The organism is Enterococcus sp. DIV1067f (genome assembly GCF_050543505.1).
GTDB classification, from domain to species: domain Bacteria; phylum Bacillota; class Bacilli; order Lactobacillales; family Enterococcaceae; genus Enterococcus_D; species Enterococcus_D entomosocium.
In genome coordinates, this window is the sequence record NZ_CP172940.1 from 110,530 (window position 1) to 131,865 (window position 21,336).

Annotated in this window: 27 protein-coding genes; all 27 read left to right on the forward strand. The window is 46.4% G+C overall.

The features are described 5' to 3' along the window. Positions 1–282: 282 nt before the first annotated feature. The 27 genes from flgB (at position 283) to IGJ42_RS00615 (ending at position 21,327) form a co-directional block, all read left to right on the forward strand. Positions 283–642, forward strand: a complete 360-nt coding sequence (flgB, locus tag IGJ42_RS00485) for a flagellar basal body rod protein FlgB (RefSeq protein ID WP_034872092.1) — start codon at positions 283–285, stop codon at positions 640–642. A 21-nt stretch (positions 643–663) separates the two neighbouring features. Then, on the forward strand, positions 664–1,080 hold the full coding sequence (gene flgC / locus IGJ42_RS00490) for a flagellar basal body rod protein FlgC (protein ID WP_005232807.1): 417 nt from the start codon (positions 664–666) through the stop codon (positions 1,078–1,080). A 7-nt stretch (positions 1,081–1,087) separates the two neighbouring features. Beyond that, on the forward strand, positions 1,088–1,411 hold the full coding sequence (gene fliE / locus IGJ42_RS00495) for a flagellar hook-basal body complex protein FliE (RefSeq protein WP_016619528.1): 324 nt from the start codon (positions 1,088–1,090) through the stop codon (positions 1,409–1,411). A 27-nt stretch (positions 1,412–1,438) separates the two neighbouring features. Continuing rightward, entirely contained in the window at positions 1,439–3,061 is a 1,623-nt protein-coding gene (gene fliF, locus IGJ42_RS00500; protein WP_050790974.1) for a flagellar basal-body MS-ring/collar protein FliF, read from the forward strand. Between the two features lie 10 nt (positions 3,062–3,071). Continuing rightward, the gene (gene fliG / locus IGJ42_RS00505) at positions 3,072–4,076 is read left to right on the forward strand and encodes a flagellar motor switch protein FliG (protein WP_005226586.1); all 1,005 of its coding nucleotides are present in this window, start codon (positions 3,072–3,074) and stop codon (positions 4,074–4,076) included. Further along, positions 4,060–4,818, forward strand: a complete 759-nt coding sequence (locus tag IGJ42_RS00510) for a hypothetical protein (RefSeq protein ID WP_005232791.1) — start codon at positions 4,060–4,062, stop codon at positions 4,816–4,818. Before fliG ends, IGJ42_RS00510 begins: the two co-directional genes overlap by 17 nt. Beyond that, positions 4,815–6,167 (forward strand): flagellar protein export ATPase FliI, encoded by a 1,353-nt coding sequence (gene fliI, locus IGJ42_RS00515; protein ID WP_430615853.1) that lies wholly within the window; start codon positions 4,815–4,817, stop codon positions 6,165–6,167. Before IGJ42_RS00510 ends, fliI begins: the two co-directional genes overlap by 4 nt. Before the next feature lie 22 nt (positions 6,168–6,189). After that, positions 6,190–6,609, forward strand: coding sequence for a flagellar export protein FliJ (gene fliJ / locus IGJ42_RS00520; protein ID WP_005232789.1), 420 nt, complete (start codon positions 6,190–6,192; stop codon positions 6,607–6,609). Between the two features lie 64 nt (positions 6,610–6,673). Continuing rightward, the gene (locus IGJ42_RS00525; RefSeq protein ID WP_005232788.1) at positions 6,674–8,011 is read left to right on the forward strand and encodes a flagellar hook-length control protein FliK; all 1,338 of its coding nucleotides are present in this window, start codon (positions 6,674–6,676) and stop codon (positions 8,009–8,011) included. A gap of 12 nt (positions 8,012–8,023) precedes the next feature. Then, positions 8,024–8,455: a flagellar hook capping FlgD N-terminal domain-containing protein gene (locus tag IGJ42_RS00530; protein ID WP_003129052.1), complete on the forward strand. Its 432-nt coding sequence runs from the start codon at positions 8,024–8,026 to the stop codon at positions 8,453–8,455. Beyond that, positions 8,452–8,814, forward strand: a complete 363-nt coding sequence (locus IGJ42_RS00535) for a hypothetical protein (RefSeq protein WP_005232787.1) — start codon at positions 8,452–8,454, stop codon at positions 8,812–8,814. Before IGJ42_RS00530 ends, IGJ42_RS00535 begins: the two co-directional genes overlap by 4 nt. 78 nt (positions 8,815–8,892) lie before the next feature. After that, the gene (locus tag IGJ42_RS00540) at positions 8,893–9,789 is read left to right on the forward strand and encodes a flagellar hook-basal body complex protein (protein ID WP_194195022.1); all 897 of its coding nucleotides are present in this window, start codon (positions 8,893–8,895) and stop codon (positions 9,787–9,789) included. 35 nt (positions 9,790–9,824) lie between these two features. Further along, entirely contained in the window at positions 9,825–10,022 is a 198-nt protein-coding gene (locus tag IGJ42_RS00545) for a flagellar FlbD family protein (RefSeq protein ID WP_005226609.1), read from the forward strand. An 11-nt stretch (positions 10,023–10,033) separates the two neighbouring features. Beyond that, on the forward strand, positions 10,034–10,537 hold the full coding sequence (locus IGJ42_RS00550; RefSeq protein ID WP_008376623.1) for a flagellar basal body-associated FliL family protein: 504 nt from the start codon (positions 10,034–10,036) through the stop codon (positions 10,535–10,537). A 14-nt stretch (positions 10,538–10,551) separates the two neighbouring features. Beyond that, a complete protein-coding gene (locus IGJ42_RS00555; RefSeq protein WP_008376622.1) occupies positions 10,552–10,917 on the forward strand; it encodes a flagellar biosynthetic protein FliO in 366 nt (121 codons plus the stop codon). Then, on the forward strand, positions 10,914–11,678 hold the full coding sequence (fliP, locus tag IGJ42_RS00560) for a flagellar type III secretion system pore protein FliP (protein ID WP_005232783.1): 765 nt from the start codon (positions 10,914–10,916) through the stop codon (positions 11,676–11,678). Before IGJ42_RS00555 ends, fliP begins: the two co-directional genes overlap by 4 nt. Before the next feature lie 25 nt (positions 11,679–11,703). Beyond that, positions 11,704–11,967 (forward strand): flagellar biosynthesis protein FliQ, encoded by a 264-nt coding sequence (gene fliQ / locus IGJ42_RS00565; protein WP_005226613.1) that lies wholly within the window; start codon positions 11,704–11,706, stop codon positions 11,965–11,967. Between the two features lie 12 nt (positions 11,968–11,979). Then, positions 11,980–12,729 (forward strand): flagellar biosynthetic protein FliR, encoded by a 750-nt coding sequence (gene fliR, locus IGJ42_RS00570; RefSeq protein ID WP_196043893.1) that lies wholly within the window; start codon positions 11,980–11,982, stop codon positions 12,727–12,729. 30 nt (positions 12,730–12,759) lie between these two features. Continuing rightward, positions 12,760–13,827, forward strand: a complete 1,068-nt coding sequence (locus tag IGJ42_RS00575; RefSeq protein ID WP_005232780.1) for an EscU/YscU/HrcU family type III secretion system export apparatus switch protein — start codon at positions 12,760–12,762, stop codon at positions 13,825–13,827. A gap of 19 nt (positions 13,828–13,846) precedes the next feature. Next, complete coding sequence (gene flhA, locus IGJ42_RS00580) at positions 13,847–15,922, forward strand: flagellar biosynthesis protein FlhA (protein WP_005226622.1); 2,076 nt, start codon at positions 13,847–13,849, stop codon at positions 15,920–15,922. A gap of 30 nt (positions 15,923–15,952) precedes the next feature. Continuing rightward, positions 15,953–16,660, forward strand: a complete 708-nt coding sequence (locus IGJ42_RS00585) for a sigma-70 family RNA polymerase sigma factor (RefSeq protein WP_196043892.1) — start codon at positions 15,953–15,955, stop codon at positions 16,658–16,660. Continuing rightward, positions 16,657–17,358: a flagellar hook-basal body protein gene (locus IGJ42_RS00590; protein WP_429966898.1), complete on the forward strand. Its 702-nt coding sequence runs from the start codon at positions 16,657–16,659 to the stop codon at positions 17,356–17,358. Before IGJ42_RS00585 ends, IGJ42_RS00590 begins: the two co-directional genes overlap by 4 nt. Positions 17,359–17,368: 10 nt before the next feature. Continuing rightward, complete coding sequence (locus IGJ42_RS00595) at positions 17,369–18,151, forward strand: flagellar hook-basal body protein (protein ID WP_139959983.1); 783 nt, start codon at positions 17,369–17,371, stop codon at positions 18,149–18,151. A gap of 12 nt (positions 18,152–18,163) precedes the next feature. Further along, positions 18,164–18,874, forward strand: a complete 711-nt coding sequence (locus tag IGJ42_RS00600) for a cell division ATP-binding protein FtsE (protein ID WP_196043890.1) — start codon at positions 18,164–18,166, stop codon at positions 18,872–18,874. 154 nt (positions 18,875–19,028) lie between these two features. Beyond that, positions 19,029–20,324, forward strand: a complete 1,296-nt coding sequence (locus IGJ42_RS00605; RefSeq protein WP_005226627.1) for a methyl-accepting chemotaxis protein — start codon at positions 19,029–19,031, stop codon at positions 20,322–20,324. Between the two features lie 18 nt (positions 20,325–20,342). Continuing rightward, positions 20,343–20,846: a chemotaxis protein CheW gene (locus tag IGJ42_RS00610; RefSeq protein WP_151195377.1), complete on the forward strand. Its 504-nt coding sequence runs from the start codon at positions 20,343–20,345 to the stop codon at positions 20,844–20,846. Further along, on the forward strand, positions 20,818–21,327 hold the full coding sequence (locus IGJ42_RS00615; RefSeq protein WP_429966474.1) for a chemotaxis protein CheD: 510 nt from the start codon (positions 20,818–20,820) through the stop codon (positions 21,325–21,327). The genes IGJ42_RS00610 and IGJ42_RS00615 overlap by 29 nt, the downstream gene beginning before the upstream one ends. Positions 21,328–21,336 lie beyond the last annotated feature (9 nt).

Below are 21,336 nucleotides of genomic sequence, written 5' to 3' on the forward strand. Positions count from 1 at the left end.
AGATATGCTTGTAAAACGCTTTATATCGATCGTTTGCTTTTTATAACTGGGGACGAAATTGCGATGAAACAGTGTTTAACAAATAACATAACACGTCTGTAACTTAAATGTCATATCCGTAAAGTTGCAAAAATCAAATTGTAAAATAAAAATAATTCTACTATAATGACATCACGTCTTCTTGTTTTTTTAATCTATAACAAAAAAATAAATAAATATATTTGTTTCTGTTCCATCGATGAAAAAAACGTTTGGTACAGAAGGTGGAAGGAGCAATTATTGTTGGATACCTATGATTTATTAAAAACAGCTATGAACGTTTCTGCACAACGCGCAGAATTGATTTCGTCTAATATCGCCAATGTCAACACGGATGGGTACAAAGCAAAACGCATCGTGTTTGAAAGCGAATTAAAGCAGGCACTCGCTTCGTCAGGGACCGACGCTGTAACAGAAGCGTCAGTTTCTCAAGTAAAACCGAAAATCACTGAAAATGCAACTACCAGTATCAAAGACAACGGCAATAACGTGGATCTTGAGGTAGAGATGTTGGATCAAGCAGCCAATGGGTTGTATTACAGTGCATTGACCGCACAAGTCAACGGACGCTTGCAAATGATGAACCTTGTCTTGAGTAATTGATAGAAAGCGCAGGAAAAACAAATGGGTATATTTAACGGACTAACGATCAACGCGAGCGGTCTAGCATTGGAACGGTTAAAACTAGATACGATCTCCAGCAATATCGCAAATGTAAATACAAATCAAACACAAACAACCGCGGCTTATCAAAAAAAGAGTATTCTTTTTTCAGAAAATTTAAAAAATAGTCGTGAAGGAACACCGGCTACATACGGTGTCAAAGTGACGGGGATCGCTGCCGATGAGACGGAAAAACTGACCTATGATCCTACCAATCCCGCTGCCAACGCTGAGGGATATGTCGGTCAATCAAATGTGGATATTGCCGATGAAATGGTGGCAATGTTGCAAGCGGTTCGAACGTACGAAGCCAATGTTTCTGCTTCAGAAATGAATAAAACAATCTTGAAAAAAGCATTAGAAATATCAAAGGGGTAACGAGAAAATGGATGGACTTTTAACGACAGGATTAACAGACTACCAAAACGTTTTGCGGACACTAGGCACGGGGGCTACTTCAAAAGAGACTAGTGTTGTGGGCACCAAGGAAAACCAGTTTTCTTCCTACTTGACCAATGCGGTCGATCAGTTGAATCAAAAAACGGCGGTCATGGATCAAGATACTGTCAATTTGATCACCGGCGATGAAAGCGATCTAGGCAATGTGATGATTCGCATGACGGAGGCGCAATTGGCGCTACAAACAGCCGTTCAAGTACGAAACAAGTGTTTAGAAGCTTACAATGACGTGAAAAATATGCAGTTTTAGCAGTGGGTGAGGGAATAAGAATAAATGATGGATAAAGTGAAAGAATGGACAGAACAACTCAAAGACCGTTGGCAAATGCAAAGCTCTTTAAAGAAAATGATCGTTGTTCTTTCCGTTATCAGCGTTCTCGGAATCACAGCAGCTGTTTATTATTTAAATACGCGAATTGAATACGGTATCTTGTTTACGGATCTAAGCGATGCCGATGCGGGAACGATCAGCAAGGATTTGGATGAACAGCAGATCGCCTACAAATTAGCCGACAATGGGACGACTATTTTGATCGATAAGGACCAAGTCGATGAATACCGCATCAATCTTGCCGTGGACAATAAGTTACCAAATACCAGTACAGGCTTTGAATTATTTGATGATGCCAACATGATGACAACGGATGAAGACCGCAAAATCATGTATCAGCGGGCAGTAACGGGCGAACTACAGCGAGCAATCGAGTCGATCGATGCGGTCAAATCCGCCAAAGTTTTACTCGTGATGCCAGAAGAAAGTGTCTTTTCTTCGGAGGAAAGTGCGCCGACGGCCTCTATCGTGTTGTCCTTGAAAAATCAGCAAATCTCAGACGAGTCCGTGCAAGGGATCGTTACCTTGACTTCCGGCGCAGTGGAAAAGCTGAAGCCTGAAAATGTAAAAGTCGTTGATAGCGCGGGCAATACGTTGACTAGAACCGAAGATGAAGCCAGTCAATTAAGTGGCTTAAACAATAAATACATTGCCATCAAAGATTCCTATGAAAAAACGCTAGAAGAAAAAGTAGCGAAGTTGCTGACACCGATCTATGGTGCAGACAAATTCCAAGTGTCGATCAATTTAGACTTGAATTTTGATTCGATCGAGCGGAAGAAAGTCACTTATGATGACCCAGAGATCAAGAGTGAAACAGTGCAGGCTGCTGGTTCGCAAGGGACCGTCCAAGAAGCCCAAACAGGGACTGTGGATGACAATGTCTCCAATGTGACGGGCACGGACGGAGAGGGGAACAATTCCTACAGTCGCTCCGTTGAAAATGAATTGGATACCGAGACCACTACGACCATTACGGCTCCTGGCATGATCGAACGAATGACCAGCTCAATCGTGATCAATGCGAACCTTTCGCAAGCGGATCAAGCAGAATTGCAGCAGTTGATTGCTAGCGCCGTCGGCTATGACAATGACCGTGGCGATCAAATTGCGATCCAAGGGTTTGACTTTGCCCAAGCAGAGGTTGATCCAGCCGCTGATCCTCAAGGGAATGAACAGATTGCAGCTGCCAAAGGTTATGTCAAGTATGCCATCATCGGCGGTATCGTGTTGACCTTGTTCTTGGTGATCTTAATGATCGTTGGCGTGATCCGACGCCGACGCAAAGAAGACGAGTTGGAAGTGGATGTGACGGATGAAATGGTCACTTTTGCACAACCGTCCGCTGCTAGCATCGGAGCGAGTAACCCAGTTGCACAAGAAGTCGTTTTTGGCGGTGTCGGCAACCGGTCTGCTGAAACGAAACCAGCGGTGCCAGAAGCATCCACACAAGAAGCCACAGCAGAACATACAGGAGAACCAACATTGGATCAAACGGCTAGAAATTATGCCGAAAGCAATCCTGAAGTAGCGGCGGAATTGATCAAAGCTTGGATGAAAGAAAAATAAGGGGGCAGCCATGGATACAATAGACGGGGTAAAAAAAGCAGCGATTCTTCTGATTTCTCTAGGATCAGATACCTCTGCAAAGATCATGAAGCTGCTGCCAGAATCATTTATACAAAAAGTGAGCTATGAGATCGCCAACATCGACTTTGTCAGTCCCGAAGAGCGGGATCAAGTGTTGGAGGAATTTTCTCATACCGCAACGGCCCGCAAATATGTCTTAGACGGCGGGATCGATTATGCCAAAAATTTGCTGAACCAAGCATTAGGCCCTCAAAAAGCCAAAGAAGTCATTGACGTATTGACTCAGATTCAGCTGCGGGAACGGCCCTTTAATATCGCTCGCAAAGCCGATGTTCAACAGTTGACCAATCTGTTGATCGGCGAACATCCACAAACGGTAGCGTTGATTTTGTGCTACATGCAGCCGGACAAAGCGGCCAGCGTCTTGTCACAGTTTCCCGATCATTTGCAAGTGGAGATCGCTGAACGGATCGGGACGATCTCCAGTACGTCGCCTTTGGTGATCGAACGGATTGAAAAAGTGATCGAGAACAAATTCTCGAATTACATTGAGAACGATACGGAAAATGTCGGTGGTGTGCATACACTGGTAGAAATCTTGAACTCAGTCAGCCGCAGTACTGAAAAGAACATTTTGAACGACTTGGAAAAGCGGCAACCGGAACTATCCAACGAAGTGAAATCAAGCTTGTTTACTTTCGAGGATATCGTGACCCTCGATCGCTTGGATGTTCAAAAAGTCTTGCGAGATGTTCAAAACGATGTCTTAGTCTTAGCGCTTAAAGGCACGACCGACGACATCAAGAACTTTATTTTCTCCAACCTCTCATCACGGGCGGTGGAAAATCTGCAAGAAGAAATTCAATTTATGGGTCCTACCCGCTTGTCTGCTGTAGAAGAAGCCCAACAAAGTGTGGTGGCTGTGATTCGACGGCTAGATGAAACCGGTGAGATCTACATCGGAAGGGGCGACCAAGATGCAGTGGTCAAATAGCAGTTTATTGAAGCAGCAGGCGGTCAAAACGACTGAAGCTGCTCGCAGTATTTTGACGGATACGACCATCAAAGCGCCGATTGAGAAACCGAGCTTAGACCCAGAACTGCAAGCGGCTAGACGTGCACGCCAGTTGGAGCAGGAACGGCATCTGCAGCAAATGGAAGCCTTGAAACAGCAAATCTTGACCGATGCACAAGCGCAAGCGGCGCAAATTCTAGCAGAAGCGAGAACGGAAGGCTTTCAAGCAGGACAAGCAGACGGCTTTCAACAAGGCTATCAAGAAGGACTCAATGCCAGCAAAGAAGCCGCGCAAGCATTGATGACACAAGCCCAAGCCAATGTCGCTGAAGCCGTTTCTGAAATCAACACCTTTCGCTCAGAGAAAAAGCAAGAAATGATCGCTTACGGCACGGCAATCGCCGAAGCCTTGATCAATCAACGTTTTACAGACGAGCAAGCAGGCTTCCTGCCTTTTGTGGAGTCTGTGCTATGGCAATTTGAACAACCCGATCAATTTGTGACTATTCGCAGCCAAGAGCAGCACCTTGCAGGGTTGCGAGAATTGTTGGAAACCAAAAAACAGACGATCAGCGGGTTTCGCTATTTACTCATGGCAGATGACGGCTTGGCGGAACACGATTTTTGTATCGAATCTGAAAATGCCTTGGTGGTTTTTGAACTGAGGGAAGAAATCGCTCGCTTTTTGAGCCAATTTTTAGAAAGCAGTGTGAAGGAATGACGTTTGAATTACCGATCACAGCGCTGCGCAAAACAGCGCAAGCACAGCCGTTCTTTACCAGTTACGGCAAAGTCAGCGAAGTCGTAGGTCTGCTGATCAAAGTCGAAGGGTTGGCGGTTTTCATAGGAGAAATCTGTGAAGTCGCACTGCAAAACAAGACACATACAGCTTTAGCCGAAGTCGTGGGCTTTGTGAAAAAAACCGTGCTCCTGATGCCCCTTGATCAGCTAGAAGGCATCGGACCGGGCTGTTTGGTGCGGCCAACTGGCAAATCGTTGACGGTAAAAATCGATGATACGCTGCTAGGGCACACCTTAGATGGACTAGGGCGACCGTTAGATATGGCGCTGGATCTGGAAACTGCGTCAGAATATCCAGTTAGTCAAGATTCTCCTGACCCCTTTCGTCGTCAAAAAATCGCTGAGATCATGCCGACAGGTGTCCGGGCGATCGATGGTCTCTTGACCGTCGGCCTTGGCCAACGGATCGGCATTTTTGCCGGCAGCGGGGTCGGTAAGAGTACCTTATTGGGGATGCTGGCTCGTTATTGCGAAGCAGATGTCATCGTGATCGGCTTGATCGGCGAGCGAGGACGAGAAGTCAAAGAATTTATTGAAAATGATCTAGGCCCAGAAGGCTACCGCAAGTCGGTCGTTGTCTGTGCTACCTCCGATATGCCACCCCTTGTACGACTAAAAGGGGCTCATGTGGCAACGGCGATCGCTGAGTATTACCGCGATCAAGGCAAGAAAGTCGTATTGATGATGGATTCGGTGACCCGTTTTGCGATGGCGCAGCGGGAGATCGGTTTATCAACAGGTGAACCACCGACGACCAAAGGCTATACCCCTTCTGTGTTTACAGCTTTACCGAAGTTGTTAGAGCGCAGTGGGATGTCTGACAAAGGCTCGATCACTGCCTTTTATACCGTCTTGGTAGAAGGTGATGACATGAATGAACCGATCGCTGATGCGGTGCGGGGGATTCTTGACGGTCATATTCTGTTGTCACGGAAAATCGCCGCTCAAAATCATTATCCTGCCATCGATATTCAAAACAGCCTCAGCCGTTTGATGAAGACCCTCGTTTCTGAGGAACAGCATGAACATGCGGGGGAACTAAAAGAAAACATGGCCGTTTATGCAGAGGCCAAGGATTTGATCGATATCGGTGCTTACAAAAGCGGCAGTAATGCGTTGACCGACCAAGCGATCGCGTTGCATCACCCCATCCTACGGTTTTTACAGCAAAAAGTGGATGAGCGGATCCCATTTGAACAAACGATTTTTGAATTGGCGCATTTGTTCAGTGAAGAAGCGCTGATCGAGCGCCAGCGTTCGACCATGTAAAACAGATCATAAAGGAGCAACCATGCAAGCATTTCACTTTTCCTTAGAAAAAGTATTGGATCACCGAAAAACCATTGAGCAAGAAGCCAAACGAGCGTACGCCCAAAAACAGCAATTGTTGATTCAGCAAGAACAGCACCTGAACACGCTGGCACAGGAAAAAGCCCAGCTTTTTGATGTCAATGAAATGACCATTGGGCGGATGCAAGTGCAGCAACGCTATTTGCTTGCTTTGAATGCCACCATCGATGAGGTTCAGAACAAAATGTTTCACGTGAAGCAAGAATTGGCAGAGTCTTTATCGGTAGTGGTAGAAGCGCAGCAGGAACGCAAGATCGTGGAAAAACTGCGAGAAAAACAATTTGCTGAATACACCTATGAACAGCAATTGGAAGAGCAAAAACAATTGGATGAGTTCGGCAATCGCGCCTTATTTTCTTAAAGAACTAATGTTTTAGTGATGAGATGACCTTGGTTTTAAAGCATCAGCTGAGAGGAGGTGAACAATGAAAGAGATCACAACAAGTGCCGCAACCGCTGTACCTGTCGGTAGCAAATCAAAAAAGATGGAGGCGTCACCAGAGGTCTTCAGTTTGATGATGCGACAGCTGACAGTTCAAGCAGGCAGCAACCTGCCAGCCCCTATCGAAACATCAGGGATGACGGAGCAAATCGCCGCCGCACCAGAAATGGGTACGGCCAGCAGTATGGAACATCTGCCGCAGGAGTCAGAAATCACTTCAGCAGCTGAACAATCTGCAACGACGCAAGCGCCAGAAATGAGCCAGATCAGCCAGACACCTTTTGCAGGCTTGGTTCAGGAAGCGGCACAGGCATCAATGGTAACGACGGAGCAGAACCAAACAAGCGCCACAGCAGCTTTAGCACCAATAGACGTAGCCACCACAGTCATCGACCCCTCCGAGTCTACGCTTGAAGGTCTGGATTTGATGACAAATGACAGAAGTGAAGCCGCAGCACCAACGCTTGAAACGCCTTTGCCAGAAGACTTAGTAGGCGAAGAGCAGTCCACGGCAAAAGGGATCGCGACTTTCAAGGAAATCGATTCAGTAACAAAAGCCGCGATTGCGCAGACGACAGAAGCACAGCTGAAACAGTCCACCGAAGGGACCGCTCAATTGGGCCAAACGGGACCATTGGATCAAGTGTCGCCAGTGACCCACCAAGCGACGGATACGACTAGCACCTTGCAAAGCACGAAGGAAACAGTCGCCAAAAATACGGAAGCTGTTTCTGCACAAGCCATTGCTTTTTCGGCAGTAACCGACAATGAAATGGCGACACCAGCACTGCAACTGCTTGATGTTTCTCCCCTTTTGAGCAAGCAAGGACTAGCGCCAACAAAAGCGAGTATGGAGCAAGCGGCTCTGCCCTTAGCAAAAGCGACTGCCCAACTCGTCCAAACGAGCAGCACGTCAAGCGAGAAAAAAATCACGTTGCAATTCGTTCCCGAGAAATTAGGCACGATCCAGCTTTCTCTAGAAACGAATGCCCAAGGCAGCCGCTTAGAACTGACCGTTCAGCAGCCGCAAGCCAAAGAATTATTGCTGTCCATCAAGCATGAGCTAGAGCAAGTTTTGCAAAAGCAAGAGCAGCCGATCCTAGCAATCAAAGAACCTACGTTAGCTTCTGTCCAGCAGGCTGGTCCGCTGTCAAATCAATCCTTTGCCGGCAGTATGATGGCAAGTGACAGTCAGTTAAACCAACAGCGTTTTTTACAGGCTCAAAAAGGACAAAGCAAAAAGCCATTTCATCAAAGCAATACGGTTGAAGAAGAGCAGCAATTAGCACCGATCGATCATGCGATCAGTATTTTAGTGTAAAGGAGGAGACCTATGGCAGATGAAATTACAGCAGCTGCGGCCGGCATTGCCAATACATCGGCATTAACGCAAACAAAAAAATCTTCAGATATCTCCATGGATGATTTTTTGAAGATCTTAGCAGCATCTATGAGCAACCCATCGATGGGAGGCAGCGATTCTTCTGGTGGTGGTAGCACCGACTATATCTCGCAACTGGTTCAATTTACGACCTTAGAGAGCTTGAATGAATTGAGCGAAACGTTGACGACCTCGGTGATTTTACAGCAACAGCAGCAAGCTTTTAGCTTGATCAATAAACAAGTCACTCTGATGGACGGCACAGAAACATTGTCAGGAACCATCGAAAAGGTCCGCTTTGCCAATGGCTACGCCACGATCGTCGTAAATGGCAAAGAATACAGTATGAGTGCGATCCAAGAGATTGGCGGCGAAGCAAAATGAGTTTGACGATTCAACAGGGGCTGCAAAAAGTTGCCGGGGAGCCTTATCAAAATCCCCGCAAAGCCGTGGACAAACAAGCCTTCTCTTCAATGCTTGAACAAAAACAAAACGACATCAAAGTCTCGCACCATGCGCAAAAGCGTTTGACCGCAAGGGAATTGACCTTACAAGACGATGATTACCAATCCCTTTCAACGGCGCTTAGCGAGCTAGCGGAAAAAGGCAGCAAAGAATCACTGCTCGTTTACAAAGATATGGGCTTGATCGCCGATGTCCATTCACGAACCATCATTACGGCGATGGGGATGAATGAGCTTCACACCGTCACCAATATTGACAGCGCCACATTTATCAAATAGCAGCTGGACTGAAAAGGGGCTGCAAGTATTTTCTGAATGACAGAGGAAAATACGCCAACCATAAGGAGGAAAATAAGCATGTTACGATCATTATATTCAGGTGTTAGTGGAATGAAAAATCTTCAAACGAAAATGGACGTGGTTTCCAATAATATCGCCAACGTCAATACGGTTGGGTTCAAATCAAGTCGAGTCCTTTTCCAAGACATGATGAGCCAAACGATGTCTAACGCAACTGCACCAGGCAACGGCTTAGGCGGGATCAATGCAACGCAGATCGGTTTAGGGGTTCAGACGGGCTCCATCGATACCATCAATACAGTCGGTGCCCCGCAATCGACTGGCCGCAGCATGGATTTTTATATCAGCGGACAAGGCTACTTTATGGTACAAGGACCAGGAGCAAATGGCGAAACCTATTACACACGAGATGGCGCATTCGTGCGCGACAGCAACGGAACCTTGACCAATAGTGATGGGATGCAAGTCTTAGGTCGTTCAGTCAATGGCGGTCAACCAGTTGTCTATGATGACAACTTTGATGAAAACACGGCATTGAGCGGACAAGGTGCGGTAGCTCCCTTGTCGATCCCAAGCACACTGACCGTCAATGGGGAAACCTTGACCTATAACTCCATGGCAATCGATGCCAATGGCTTAGTGTTGGCAAAATACGGCAATCAAACCTTTGTGATGGGAAAAGTCGGTGTCGCAACCTTCAATAACCCAGAAGGTTTAGAAAAAGTCGGCGGCAACAACTATATCCAAACCAGCAACTCAGGAAATGCGATCGTTGCAGGCCCCGGCAATAATGGAGCGGGAACGCTGCAAGCAGGTGCCTTGGAAATGTCGAATGTCGATCTTTCGACAGAATTTACCGAAATGATCATTGCGAGCCGTGCCTATCAAGCAAATTCAAGAAGTATTACGACTTCTGATGAAATGCTGCAAGAATTATTGAATCTAAAACGTTAAGAACGTGACGCTTCATCATTGAGAGGAGTTTGACCATGATTCTAGTGACCGCATTGAATGGCAAGCCATTCTATTTAAATCCAACATTGATTTATCGGATCGAAGAAATGCCGGATACATTGATCACACTGACAGACGGCAAAACCTTAGTGGTGACGGAAGCTGCGCAAGAAGTTGCGCAGCGGGTGATCGAGTATCATACGGTGATCCATTCGAACCAAGTGAAAACGTAAGGGTGGGAAAGATGGCAAAAGAAGAAAAAGTACCAAAAGCAGAAAAAGAGAAAAAAGGCTTGAACATGGTTGTTTTACTGCCGATCCTCTTGATCGTGGTAGTCGGCGGCAGTATCGGCGGAACCTTAGTGACGAATCACTTTTTGACGGGGGAAAAAACAGCAGCTGCTGAAACAGCAAAAGACAGCAGCAAAATCTCCTCAGACGAAGCGATCGTGGCATTGGATGAATTTTTAGTCAATCTGGCAAAAGAAGACAACCAAGAGCAGCAATACATGAAGGTCAATTTATCGATTTTAGTGGCGGATGAGGAAAAAAGCGCGGAAGCCACGAAAAATGTGGCTGTCATTCGTGACAGCGTCGTAAACTTATTGCGCCAACAAAAGGCCAGCGGTATTTTGAGCTCCGCCGAAAGTGTACCGAATTTAAAAAAAGCATTGAAAGAAACAATTAATCAGGAATACGGATCAGAAATCGCCAAGGATGTTTATGTGACGGATTTAGTGATCCAATAGAAAGAGGCATGTTGATGGAAACATTTTTATCGCTGGTCAAAATGATTGGGTTTTTGCTGCTTATTCTTTATTTGATCAACATTAGTTTGAAATATTTGAATCGTTACACGAACCAGCACAATCACCAGTTGCGTATTTTGCAAAAAATCGCCGTCAGCAAGTCGTCTTCGATCGGGATCGTCCAAATCATGGACAAATGTTACGTCATGAGCTTTTCTGAACAGCAAAATCAGATCATCAAAGAGTTGACGCAAGAAGAAACGGCCGCTTTTTTACAGCAAAGCCTAGAAAGCACCCAAGTGCAAGCTGGCAAAGATTTTTCTGAATGGCTAAACAAAGCCAAGGCGGAAATTGCTGGAAAACGAGGCAAGCAAAAATGAAGATCAAAGGCAGAGATATCAAGATCATGGCTGCGGTCCTTTTCAGCAGTCTGATGCTTCCGCAGACGGCATTTGCGCTAGACACGGAAGACGTCAGTTCCACCATCAACAATTTATTGTCGAATGGGAATGGCTCAAGTGATACGATCAATACTTTCTTGTTGCTGACGCTGCTTTCCCTTTTACCAGTCTTGCTGATCATGATGACTTCTTTTACTCGTATCATCATGGTTTTGTCCTTTGTGCGCAGTTCGTTAGGTACACAGCAAAACCCGCCCAATCAAGTGTTGATCGGGTTGGCCTTATTCTTGACATTTTTTATTATGAAACCTGTGTATACCGACGTCTACCAGCAAGCGATTGAACCGTTTGATCGACAAGAGATCAGCCAAGCCGAAGCCTTTGACCGCTCAGAAAAACGGATCAAGGCCTTTATGATGGTACAGACACGGGAAAAAGACATTGCCTTGTTTGCGGAAGCTGATGGGGAGACCGAAAAGTATCATTCTTCTGACGATGTTCCTCTGACCGTTATGGTACCGGCGTTTATTATCAGTGAGTTACGAACGGCTTTCAGTATCGGCTTTTTGATTTTTATCCCCTTTTTGATCATTGATCTGGTCGTCTCTAGTATCTTGATGTCGATGGGGATGATGATGCTGTCGCCGATCATGATCTCACTGCCCTTCAAGATCTTACTATTTGTTTTAGTGGATGGCTGGTATCTGATCGTGGAGTCGCTGATCAAGAGCTTTCAATAGCCGCTAAGAAAGGAGCCAAGAGGAAATGACAGTAGAAATGGTACTTGATGTGCTAAGGGAAGCCTTTCTTCGAATTTTAGCGATATCTGGCCCTGCCTTATTGGTCGGCATGCTCGTTGGATTGGTGATCAGTATTTTTCAAGCCACTACCCAAATCCAAGAACAAACGTTGAGCTTTGTGCCGAAACTATTAGCGATTTTTTTGACCTTGATCTTGGCGGGGAATTTTATGCTGAATCTCTTGTTGAATTTTACCAAAATGATTTTCAAGATGATTGCGGCAATGTAAGGAGGAAACCTGATGGCGCCGATTCAAGCGACGGTGTTGATTTTTTGTCGAATATTGGCGTTTGTTGTCCTTTGTCCGATCTTCTCACAGCAAAATTTTCCGTCACTGGCAAAAATCGTGATCGGCATGGCGTTGACGGGCCTATGTCTGCCGACGGCACCTGCAATTCCCGAGCTTTCCCTCTTTATGCTGACGGTTTTCGTCATCAAAGAAGTACTGTTTGGGATGGCGATGGGCTATTTGAGCCAGCTGGTCTTTACCGGTGTGGAAATTGCGGGCCAATTGATCGACTTTCAAGTAGGCTTTTCGATGGCGCAAGCCTATGATCCGACGTTGCAAATCGCCTCTTCCCAGTATGGCAAAACGTACTATTGGCTGACGATCGCTGTGTTTTTTGGTCTTGATCTGCATCATCGACTGATCACAGCACTGCTGTTGTCTTTTCGGATCGTGCCCTTAGGCTCTGTGGTGATCCAAGGCACGACGGTTGAAGGCATCGTCAAACTTTTCAGCCAAATGATGGTAATGGCAGTCAATCTTGCGGCACCAATGATCATTGCGCTGCTGTTGGTGGACCTCGTGCTAGGTGTGATCTCTCGTTCGATCCCCCAGATCAATATTTTGATGATGAGTCTCTCGATGAAAACTGCCATCAGTTTTGTGGTGTTTCTCTTGCTATTACCCAATGTCCTTTCGTACTTAGGCAAACACTTGCCAGATACGGTCCGCTACTTGCAGGAGTTTATCGAGTCCTTTCAATAAAGTAACAGGCAGCCAGCAGGAGGTGAGAAGATGGCAGAAAAAGATGGCAAAACCGAGCTACCCAGTGCCAAGCGGCTGCGGGATGCCCGCAAACGCGGGGAGGTACCTAAGACCCAGGAATTAGCAGCTGCTGTTTCGCTGCTGGTCTTCTCATTTTTGATCCTGTCTTTATGGCAGTTTTTCGCCGCTTCTTTTTTGCCTTATTTTTCCCAAAGTTTGGCGCAGCTGGCTGATTATCAAACCAGTTTGGCGGATCTGCCAAAACTGGGGGTGCAGAGTATCTTGCTGCTGCTTTTGTTGTGTGCGCCCGTCTTTCTGGTTGCGCTCGGAGTCGGGCTTATCACGAATTATGCCCAAGTCGGTCTGTTGTTTTCCGGCAAGGCCATCAAACCAGATTTTAAAAAGCTGAACCCCATCAGCGGGATCAAGCAGCAATTCAGTTTGCGCTCGTTGATGAATTTAGGCAAAACATTGGCGAAATTCGGCGTGATCGTCTACTTGTGCTATCAACAATTTTTAGCCGCCGTCCCTGTTTTACTGGGTTTGAGTGAAGTGGGGTTGGAAAAAACGATCCTGTTCATGCTGCTGCGGGCCAAAGAATTGTTTTTACAGATTTCGATTTTCTTGATCATTTTAGCCGTAGTCGACTACGGCTACCAGCGCTATAGCCATCGTAAGAACTTGATGATGAGCAAGCAGGAAGTCAAAGAAGAGTTCAAGCAAATGGAAGGTGATCCGCAAGTCAAAGCACAGCGCAAAGCGAAGTACCGTGCGATGACCCAAAATGCCATCGCCAACGTCAAAGAAGCGACGGTTTTGATCACCAATCCGACCCACTTCGCCATTGCGATTCGTTACGATGCCAGCAGTGAAGGGGTGCCTCGGGTCTTGGCCAAAGGGGCAGATCAGCTGGCGCAGCGGATGAAAGCAGAAGCCCTGAAAGAAAATATCCCACAGATCGAAAACCGTGAAGTGGCACGGGCCCTTTATCGTCAAGTAGAACCCGGGGATCTGATCCCTGTTGAAATGTATGAAGCCATTGCCGAAATCATCGCTTTGGTCTATCAGTTAGAAGAAAGCCAACGCGGCAAGATTTAAGGAAACAGGAGGAACAAAAATGAATGAGGCTGCCTCAAAACCGAAAAAAGGCATTGGTCTGGCGGATATCTTAATCTCGGTGATCGTCCTAGCTATTATTGGTTTGATTATTATTCCATTACCGAGTGCATTATTAGATATTTTGATCATTATCAATTTGACGATTGCGATCAACATTTTACTGATCACCCTGTTTACCAAATCAGTGTTGGAATTCACTACGTTTCCAACCTTGCTGCTGATCACAACGATGTTTCGTTTAGGTTTGAACCTATCTTCCACTCGTTTGATCTTGACCCAAGGAAATGGCGGACACGTGATCGATGCCTTTGCCAATGTCGTTGCCGGCAGCAATTATATCGTGGGGATCATTTTGTTCGTGATCATCATGGTCGTTCAGCTAGTCGTCGTGACCAATGGTGCAGGGCGTGTCTCAGAGGTGACTGCTCGATTCACATTGGATGCGATGCCCGGCAAGCAAATGGCGATCGATTCCGACCTAAATGCCGGTTTGATCACAGAAGCGGATGCCCGCAAACGACGAAAAGATCTGCAGCGAGAAGCTGATTTCTTTGGTTCGATGGATGGTGCCAGCAAGTTTGTCAAAGGAGATGCGATCGCAGGGATCTTGATCACTGTCATCAATTTAGTTGGTGGGGCGATCATTTTCTCCATGGGCGGACAAATGACCGTCATGGAAGCCTTCGCCCAATTCGGGAAACTGGCGATCGGGGATGGCTTGGTCAGCTCGATTCCCTCTTTACTGATTTCGATTGCTTCTGGGGTGATCGTGACTCGTTCCGATAACGATAGTTCCTTTGGTTTGGATATTGCGGCAGATGTGATGCGTAATCCCCAACTGTTTCGGATCGTGGGGGCGATTCTCTTCGTTTTAGCCTTAGTTCCCGGGTTTCCTTTTGTGCCTTTTGTGTTGATTGGCTTAGGCCTTTTCGCAGCCAGCTTTCTGGTGACGCAAAAAGAAGAAAAGCAGCGAGTGGAACAAAAACAATGGGAACAAAAACTGGCATTGGAACGCAAAAAAGAAGCACAGGAAGAAGACGATTCCGTGGCTTCCTTCCAAGTGGAACCAATCTCAGTGGAAATCGGTTATGGTTTGATCCCTATCGTGGATAGTTCGATCGACAACAGCTTGATGAACCGCATCGTGGCGATCCGTAAACAGAGTGCCAGAGAATTAGGGATCTTAGTCAGTCCCGTTCGTATTCGCGACAATCTCTATTTGGATGCCAATGATTACGTGATCAAGATCCGCGGCAACGAAGTCGGCCGCGGCGATATTTACCCGAACAAAGTCATGGTGATCAGCCCGAATGAAGAGCCATTTCCTTTTCAAGGAATCACAACAAAAGAACCAGCCTTTCATCTGGATGCTATGTGGATCGATGAATCCGATAAGGAGATGGCGGATCTGCAAGGGTTTACGATTATCGAGCCGTTGACCGTGATCGCAACACACTTAAAAGAAATCATCTATGCCCATGCACCAGAGCTGTTAGGTCGCCAAGAAGTCAAGAAATTATTGGAGGGCATCAAAGAGCAGTACAATGTCGTGATCGATGAATTGATCCCCGATATTTTGCGGCTCGGCGAGGTCCAAAAAGTTTTACAAAATTTATTGGATGAACAAATTCCCATCAATGACTTAGCAACGATCTTAGAAACCTTAGCCGATTACGGCGTTGTCACGAAAGACGTAGAAGTTTTGACAGAATATGTTCGCCAAGCACTGAAACGGACGATCGCTGCCAAGTATGCCAATGAGAACCACGAGCTGCAAGTGGCGGTGATCCAGCCGAAACTAGAAGAAATCATCGCTCAAAGTATCCAAAAAACCGCAACTGGCTCGTACCCGGTCTTAAAACCAGATACCGTGACCAAGCTGTTGGATTCCATCAGTGGGATCCAACATGCGGCGATCGCTCAAAATATCAATTTCGTGATTCTGGCATCGCCTAAGATCCGGTTAGCATTCAAAAAAATGATCGTTTTTAATTTTCCAGATATCGCCGTTCTTTCTCTGAATGAGATTCCCAATGAAATTGCGATCGAAACGGTGGGCAGTATTGACATTTAAGCAGAATTTTCTTAGGAAGGGGCATCGCCGATGTATGAAGTCGATAGAGAAGCGGAGATCATCAAGTATCTGCCGCTAGTGGAACGGGTGGTTCAGCGCCTGTCTATCAAAACCGCCGATTATGAATCAGGCGATCTCTACAATATTGGGGTGATTGGGCTGATGGATGCCTTGCGGAAATTCGATCCCTCAAAAAAAGTTCCTTTTGAAAGCTATGCAGCGATTCGTATCAAAGGGGCAATTATTGATGAAGTACGCAAGCACGCCAAAATCTCCCGATACAAAATGGCGGCAGTCAATCAGTTTTATCAAGCACGGCAAGAGTTGGAGCAAAGCCTCAAAAGAGAAGCGACCGACACCGAGATCTGCAAACAGCTGGGAATCAACCAAAGTCAATTAGCGGATATTTATGAGAGTCTGCACTACTTAGCCAGCGTCTCTTTGGAAGATACCTTGTTTGCTTACCAAGAAGAAGGCATGACCTTAAAAGATATGGTTCGAGATCCTGCCGAGAATGTCGAAGATACCATGGTCGCCGAAGAAAAACGCACCGCTTTGGTTGCGTGCATCAAAAAATTAGGGGAACGGGAACAATTGATTTTAAGTTTGTACTATACCGAAGAACTGACGTTAAAAGAAATCGCTGAAATCTTAGAAGTCTCGATTCCGCGAGTTTCACAAATTCATGGCAAAACGATTGCCAAATTGCGCACATTGATTGAGGAGGAACTGGCATGATTCGAGGACTGGATGTCTTATCACGGAACATTTCATTATTACAAAAGCGACAAGAGACGACGAGCGGCAATATTGCCAATGTCAATACAACAGGGTATCAAGCAAAAACCTTATTCCAGTCGACGCTAGATGAAGTGGCATTGCATAATTACCAAAGCGGGCCCAATGCGGATACCCGCCGTGACATCGGTGGGTTGTCTTTAGGGACCCAATTGGCAGGCAGTACCATCAGTCAAGACCAAGGCGCTGTCAAACAGACGGGACAAGCCAGTGATTTTGCACTGCTTTCCGAAGGCTACTTTGTCGTTCAAAACAATGCGAGTCAGCGGTTGTATACGAGAAATGGCGACTTTACTGTCAATCAGCAGAATCAATACGTGACACAAGAAGGCTATCTTGTCTTGGGTGCCAATGGACAAGCAGTCAGCGCCTTAGGACCAGCGAACTTTCAGATCCAAACATTCCCCCAAGAAGCATTGACTACAGCTGGTCAAAACTACGTGACTAGCAACGCAGCAGGAACCACTGTGAATGCACCAGTGATCCAACAAGGTGCCTTAGAACAAGCCAATGTAGCGGTTGCCGATGAAATGGTGGCGATGATCCAGACTTCTCGGGAATTTGAAGCCAATCAGAAAGTCTTGAGTTCAACGAATCAGACATTGCAAAAAGCGGTCAACGAATTAGGAAAGATTTGAGGATGAGTCAATGAATATCAGTGGATTATTAGGAATCAGCCGTTCTGGGTTGAATCATTTGCAGACAAACTTAGACACGACAGCCAACAATATTGCCAACGTCAATACCAATGGCTACCAAGCACAAACGACGCACTTTCAAGCATTGATGGAAAATGCCATCGGTGCAGAAGAAACGCTGTTTAATGGCAACGCCGCCCAATATGGTGCGTCAATGGGGGCGAAGGCAACCACGACCACCAGTTTTGCCCAAGGCAATCTGGCGGGCACTGCTCAGCCATTAGATCTCGCGATCCAAGGCAATGGCTTTTTCGGGGTTCGGGACCAAACCGGTCAATTGCTGCTAAGTCGAGCAGGCAATTTTCATTTAAGTGAGAACAAGCAATTAGTCAATAGTGAAGGGTACCCTGTGGCAATGACCACAAACGTACCGACCGCGCAGTGGCCAGATGCGCAGCAAATCGCAATAGATGCCAGCGGTCAGTTGACGACGGAAGAAAATGGTCAGACTCGCGTGTTGGGACAGCTGACCCTTTATCAGCCGACGAATACAGAAAACATCACGCCAATGGGCAACCAACTGTACAGTGCCGGTGATCAAGCGTTGCTTACTTCGCAAACCAATCCGGCAGCCTTTGGCAGCGTGTTGCAAGGACAGTTAGAACAGTCGACAGTGGATCTAGCGACTTCCATGACAGACTTGTTAACGACCCAGCGTGCGTATGGATTGAATACAAAAGCCATGCAGACAGCTGACGAGATGTGGTCCGTGATCAATCGTTTTACAGATTAGAGGAGAAAGAACATGATTCGCTTAACCAAGGTCAGTAAAAAATTCAGCAATGGTACGTTGGCATTGGCCGATATTTCTGTTGCGATCCCTCAAGGAGAATTTATCTATGTGGTGGGTCCCAGTGGTGCCGGCAAATCGACATTATTCAAATTGCTCTTGAAAGAAGAAGAGCTTTCGGCCGGTTCTATCCAAGTCGGCAATGTCTTGTTGGAACAACTCAAAGACCGTCATCTCTATATGATTCGACGACAAGTCGGTATCGTCGGACAAGAAGACCTTTTGCTTCCTTATCTGACGGTTGCCAAAAACGTTGACTATGCGCTGCAAGTACTAGGCACTCCCCGTAAGCTGCGTCAGGAAAAAACCGCCAAAGCACTGCAACTGGTGGGTATGTTTCCTCAAAGGGATCACTATCCTGAAGAGCTTTCCGTGGGACAGCGCAAAAAAGTAGCGATCGCGCGGGCGATCGTCACAGAGCCAGCAGTTTTGATCGCCGATGAGCCCACCGCCAATCTGGATGCGAAATCAGCCGTTGAAGTCATGAAACTACTCTTGCGGATCAATCAAGTCGGTGCCACGATCCTCTTGGCGACCCACGACAGTACGATGGTCAATACGGTCCGTAATCGGGTGGTCGAGCTGCAAAACGGTCGCTTGGTTCGTGATGAATACCAAGGCGGCTATACGCGCTTTGCTGATCCAAAAGATACATATGTCTGGTGAAGATGCTTAACTTTTCTAGCAAAAGATCCGATTAAAGAACTAGAAGATTGTTTTCATAATCGGATAAAGAAGGAGTGACCCAACGATTATCAAGTGAAGAGCGAATCTTGATAAACAGCACGACTGATCATTTTGCATAGGAAAGGATACTGTTATGAAGAAGAAGGTACAAGCTATCATCAAAAAAATCCGCTTGGCGGCGTTGATTCCGCTAGGGTTTACCCTGATCGTATTATTAGGATGCTATTTCTTCGTGATCCGCACCCACGGAGACGGACAAGCAGCAAAAAGTTTCTTTATTTTTTCAGTGATCGTATTGCTGCTAGAAATCGCAGTGTTAGTAGGAATGACCTATTTGGTAAAAAAAGAGACCCACTCGGGCATGGATACGTTGTTGACAGAACTAGAAGCAGTTGGTTCTGGTGATCTGTCGCATATCGATGAGATCGGCAGCAGCGACCAAACTTCCCTATTTGGGCAAGTTCAAAATCGTTTTCAAGGGGTTTTAAACACCTTCAAAGCGGTGATCGTTGGCATGCACGAAGAAAGCAGCCGGATGGAAAAAATGGTAGGCGGCCTAACGACAACCTCAAAAAATGCCAAAAATTCAATTGAAAATGTGCGTCAGACGATGAATGCCATCGCAGATGCCACTAGTTCACAAGCCTCCGAAGCGGAACAAACCTCCTTTGATATGGACGAGCTAGCCTTAAGTATCGAAGAGATCCACAAAGAGATCGAATTGATGAACGGCTATGTGGGTCAATCCCAAAGCAGCAATGTCCACAATTCAGAAATGATGTTCCATGTATTTGAAAGCTGGGAGATCGAACGGCAAAACCAAGCGGAATTAGTGGAAAGCATGAACGACATGAACGAAGATGTCCAAAGCATCGGTAAGATCGTTCAGCTGATCAATGATATTTCTGATCAGACCAACTTACTGGCATTGAATGCATCCATCGAAGCAGCTCGAGCTGGAGAAGCGGGCCGAGGGTTTGCCATCGTTGCGGAGGAAGTCCGCAGCTTGGCGGAACAAAGCAGTCAATCAACGAAAAGCATTCGTTCGATCATTGAAACGATCCGCAAAAAATCGGAAAAAGTGGTCTCTGCAGTGACGGATTCCTTTGAAAGCGGCGAAAAACAAACCAACAATATCAACAAAGCGATCGAGTCAGCCAATGAGATCTCTGATATTGTCGAAAAATTGGTTTCAAGTATTCAAGCCGTGGAAGCCCATATTACCGGGATCGTTGAGAAAAAAGACATGGTTCAAGTTTCCGTCAGCAACATTTCGGCTGCTGTTTCGGAAACCTCTGCCGGCACCCAAGAAGTAACGGCAAACTTAGAGGACTTCTACTTAGTCATCGAAGACTTTGAGCGGAATGTGCAAGAGATCGAAACGATCGCCACTATCCTTAAATTCCAAGTGGATAGTTTCAAATTCTAAAAAGGAGCAGTGACGCCAATGGAACAATACGTTGTATTTAAAAGTCATCAACAACTCTTTGCCTTGCGTATCGACTATGTGGTACGAGTCATTGAGGCTGCTTCTTTTACACAGCTGCCAGAAGTGGCAGATTTCGTGCTGGGGATCCAGCCTTTTGAAGAGGCGATGGTGCCGATCATTGACATCCGCAAAAAGCTGTTTGATGAATTTACACCGGAAACTGGGCAAAATGTGGTTTTGTTGTGTCACTGGCAAGAGCAAGCGATCGGCCTTTACGTGGAAGAGATCGTCGGCATTTTACCGCTAGTTGAAAGTCCTAGCAATGCGGAACTAAATACATCAGGACTCAAGCAAAACTATATCGAAGCCTTTCTGAAAAAAGACGATGAACTTGTGCTGGCATTGGAGCTGCCGTTTCTCTTCAGCTATGAACAAGCCGCTGAGATGACGGCGGAGTTAGACGCCTATCAGACAGAGGAATTGGCAGCCGCCAATGACCATGAAAATGATGACCGTGAATGAGGAACTGCATGTGGGGATCTCGGAGTATAAGATCGCCCAAGCGCCAACGCGTTTGATCACGGTGGGTTTAGGTTCTTGCATCGGCACGATCATTTACGATGAAGCCAGTCATATCGGCGGCTTGAGTCATATTATGCTGCCAGATAGTCAGCCTTTTTTGCACAAGCGGGAAATCAAGCCCGAGAAGTTTGCGGACTTGGCATTGCCAGCGATGGTGGCTGAGCTGGAACAAAAGATCCGTCGGCCTCGCTTTCAAGCGAAAATCGTTGGCGGCGCCAATATGTTTCAGTTCCAGACGCTTAACGCTGCCAGCAATATTGGTCAGCGCAATATTGAAGCCGTCGAGGAAGTCTTGGCTCGGCTAAACATTCCGATCGTAGCCAAACATGTTGGCGGCAGCGCTGGTCGAACGATGATCGTGGATCTTCAGGATTTCAAGACCATGGTTCGGCAAGTCAAACAAGAAATCGTTTATTTGTAAAAGGAGTAC

Bases quoted from the DNA above. Each gene is read 5' to 3' on its own strand.
- flgC (WP_005232807.1), top strand. From the start codon at position 664: ATGGGTATATTTAACGGACTAACGATCAACGCGAGCGGTCTAGCATTG.
- fliE (WP_016619528.1), top strand. From the start codon at position 1,088: ATGGATGGACTTTTAACGACAGGATTAACAGACTACCAAAACGTTTTG.
- fliF (WP_050790974.1), top strand. From the start codon at position 1,439: ATGGATAAAGTGAAAGAATGGACAGAACAACTCAAAGACCGTTGGCAA.
- fliG (WP_005226586.1), top strand. From the start codon at position 3,072: ATGGATACAATAGACGGGGTAAAAAAAGCAGCGATTCTTCTGATTTCT.
- IGJ42_RS00510 (WP_005232791.1), top strand. From the start codon at position 4,060: ATGCAGTGGTCAAATAGCAGTTTATTGAAGCAGCAGGCGGTCAAAACG.
- fliI (WP_430615853.1), top strand. From the start codon at position 4,815: ATGACGTTTGAATTACCGATCACAGCGCTGCGCAAAACAGCGCAAGCA.
- fliJ (WP_005232789.1), top strand. From the start codon at position 6,190: ATGCAAGCATTTCACTTTTCCTTAGAAAAAGTATTGGATCACCGAAAA.
- IGJ42_RS00525 (WP_005232788.1), top strand. From the start codon at position 6,674: ATGAAAGAGATCACAACAAGTGCCGCAACCGCTGTACCTGTCGGTAGC.
- IGJ42_RS00530 (WP_003129052.1), top strand. From the start codon at position 8,024: ATGGCAGATGAAATTACAGCAGCTGCGGCCGGCATTGCCAATACATCG.
- IGJ42_RS00535 (WP_005232787.1), top strand. From the start codon at position 8,452: ATGAGTTTGACGATTCAACAGGGGCTGCAAAAAGTTGCCGGGGAGCCT.
- IGJ42_RS00540 (WP_194195022.1), top strand. From the start codon at position 8,893: ATGTTACGATCATTATATTCAGGTGTTAGTGGAATGAAAAATCTTCAA.
- IGJ42_RS00545 (WP_005226609.1), top strand. From the start codon at position 9,825: ATGATTCTAGTGACCGCATTGAATGGCAAGCCATTCTATTTAAATCCA.
- IGJ42_RS00550 (WP_008376623.1), top strand. From the start codon at position 10,034: ATGGCAAAAGAAGAAAAAGTACCAAAAGCAGAAAAAGAGAAAAAAGGC.
- IGJ42_RS00555 (WP_008376622.1), top strand. From the start codon at position 10,552: ATGGAAACATTTTTATCGCTGGTCAAAATGATTGGGTTTTTGCTGCTT.
- fliP (WP_005232783.1), top strand. From the start codon at position 10,914: ATGAAGATCAAAGGCAGAGATATCAAGATCATGGCTGCGGTCCTTTTC.
- fliQ (WP_005226613.1), top strand. From the start codon at position 11,704: ATGACAGTAGAAATGGTACTTGATGTGCTAAGGGAAGCCTTTCTTCGA.
- fliR (WP_196043893.1), top strand. From the start codon at position 11,980: ATGGCGCCGATTCAAGCGACGGTGTTGATTTTTTGTCGAATATTGGCG.
- IGJ42_RS00575 (WP_005232780.1), top strand. From the start codon at position 12,760: ATGGCAGAAAAAGATGGCAAAACCGAGCTACCCAGTGCCAAGCGGCTG.
- flhA (WP_005226622.1), top strand. From the start codon at position 13,847: ATGAATGAGGCTGCCTCAAAACCGAAAAAAGGCATTGGTCTGGCGGAT.
- IGJ42_RS00585 (WP_196043892.1), top strand. From the start codon at position 15,953: ATGTATGAAGTCGATAGAGAAGCGGAGATCATCAAGTATCTGCCGCTA.
- IGJ42_RS00590 (WP_429966898.1), top strand. From the start codon at position 16,657: ATGATTCGAGGACTGGATGTCTTATCACGGAACATTTCATTATTACAA.
- IGJ42_RS00595 (WP_139959983.1), top strand. From the start codon at position 17,369: ATGAATATCAGTGGATTATTAGGAATCAGCCGTTCTGGGTTGAATCAT.
- IGJ42_RS00600 (WP_196043890.1), top strand. From the start codon at position 18,164: ATGATTCGCTTAACCAAGGTCAGTAAAAAATTCAGCAATGGTACGTTG.
- IGJ42_RS00605 (WP_005226627.1), top strand. From the start codon at position 19,029: ATGAAGAAGAAGGTACAAGCTATCATCAAAAAAATCCGCTTGGCGGCG.
- IGJ42_RS00610 (WP_151195377.1), top strand. From the start codon at position 20,343: ATGGAACAATACGTTGTATTTAAAAGTCATCAACAACTCTTTGCCTTG.
- IGJ42_RS00615 (WP_429966474.1), top strand. From the start codon at position 20,818: ATGACCATGAAAATGATGACCGTGAATGAGGAACTGCATGTGGGGATC.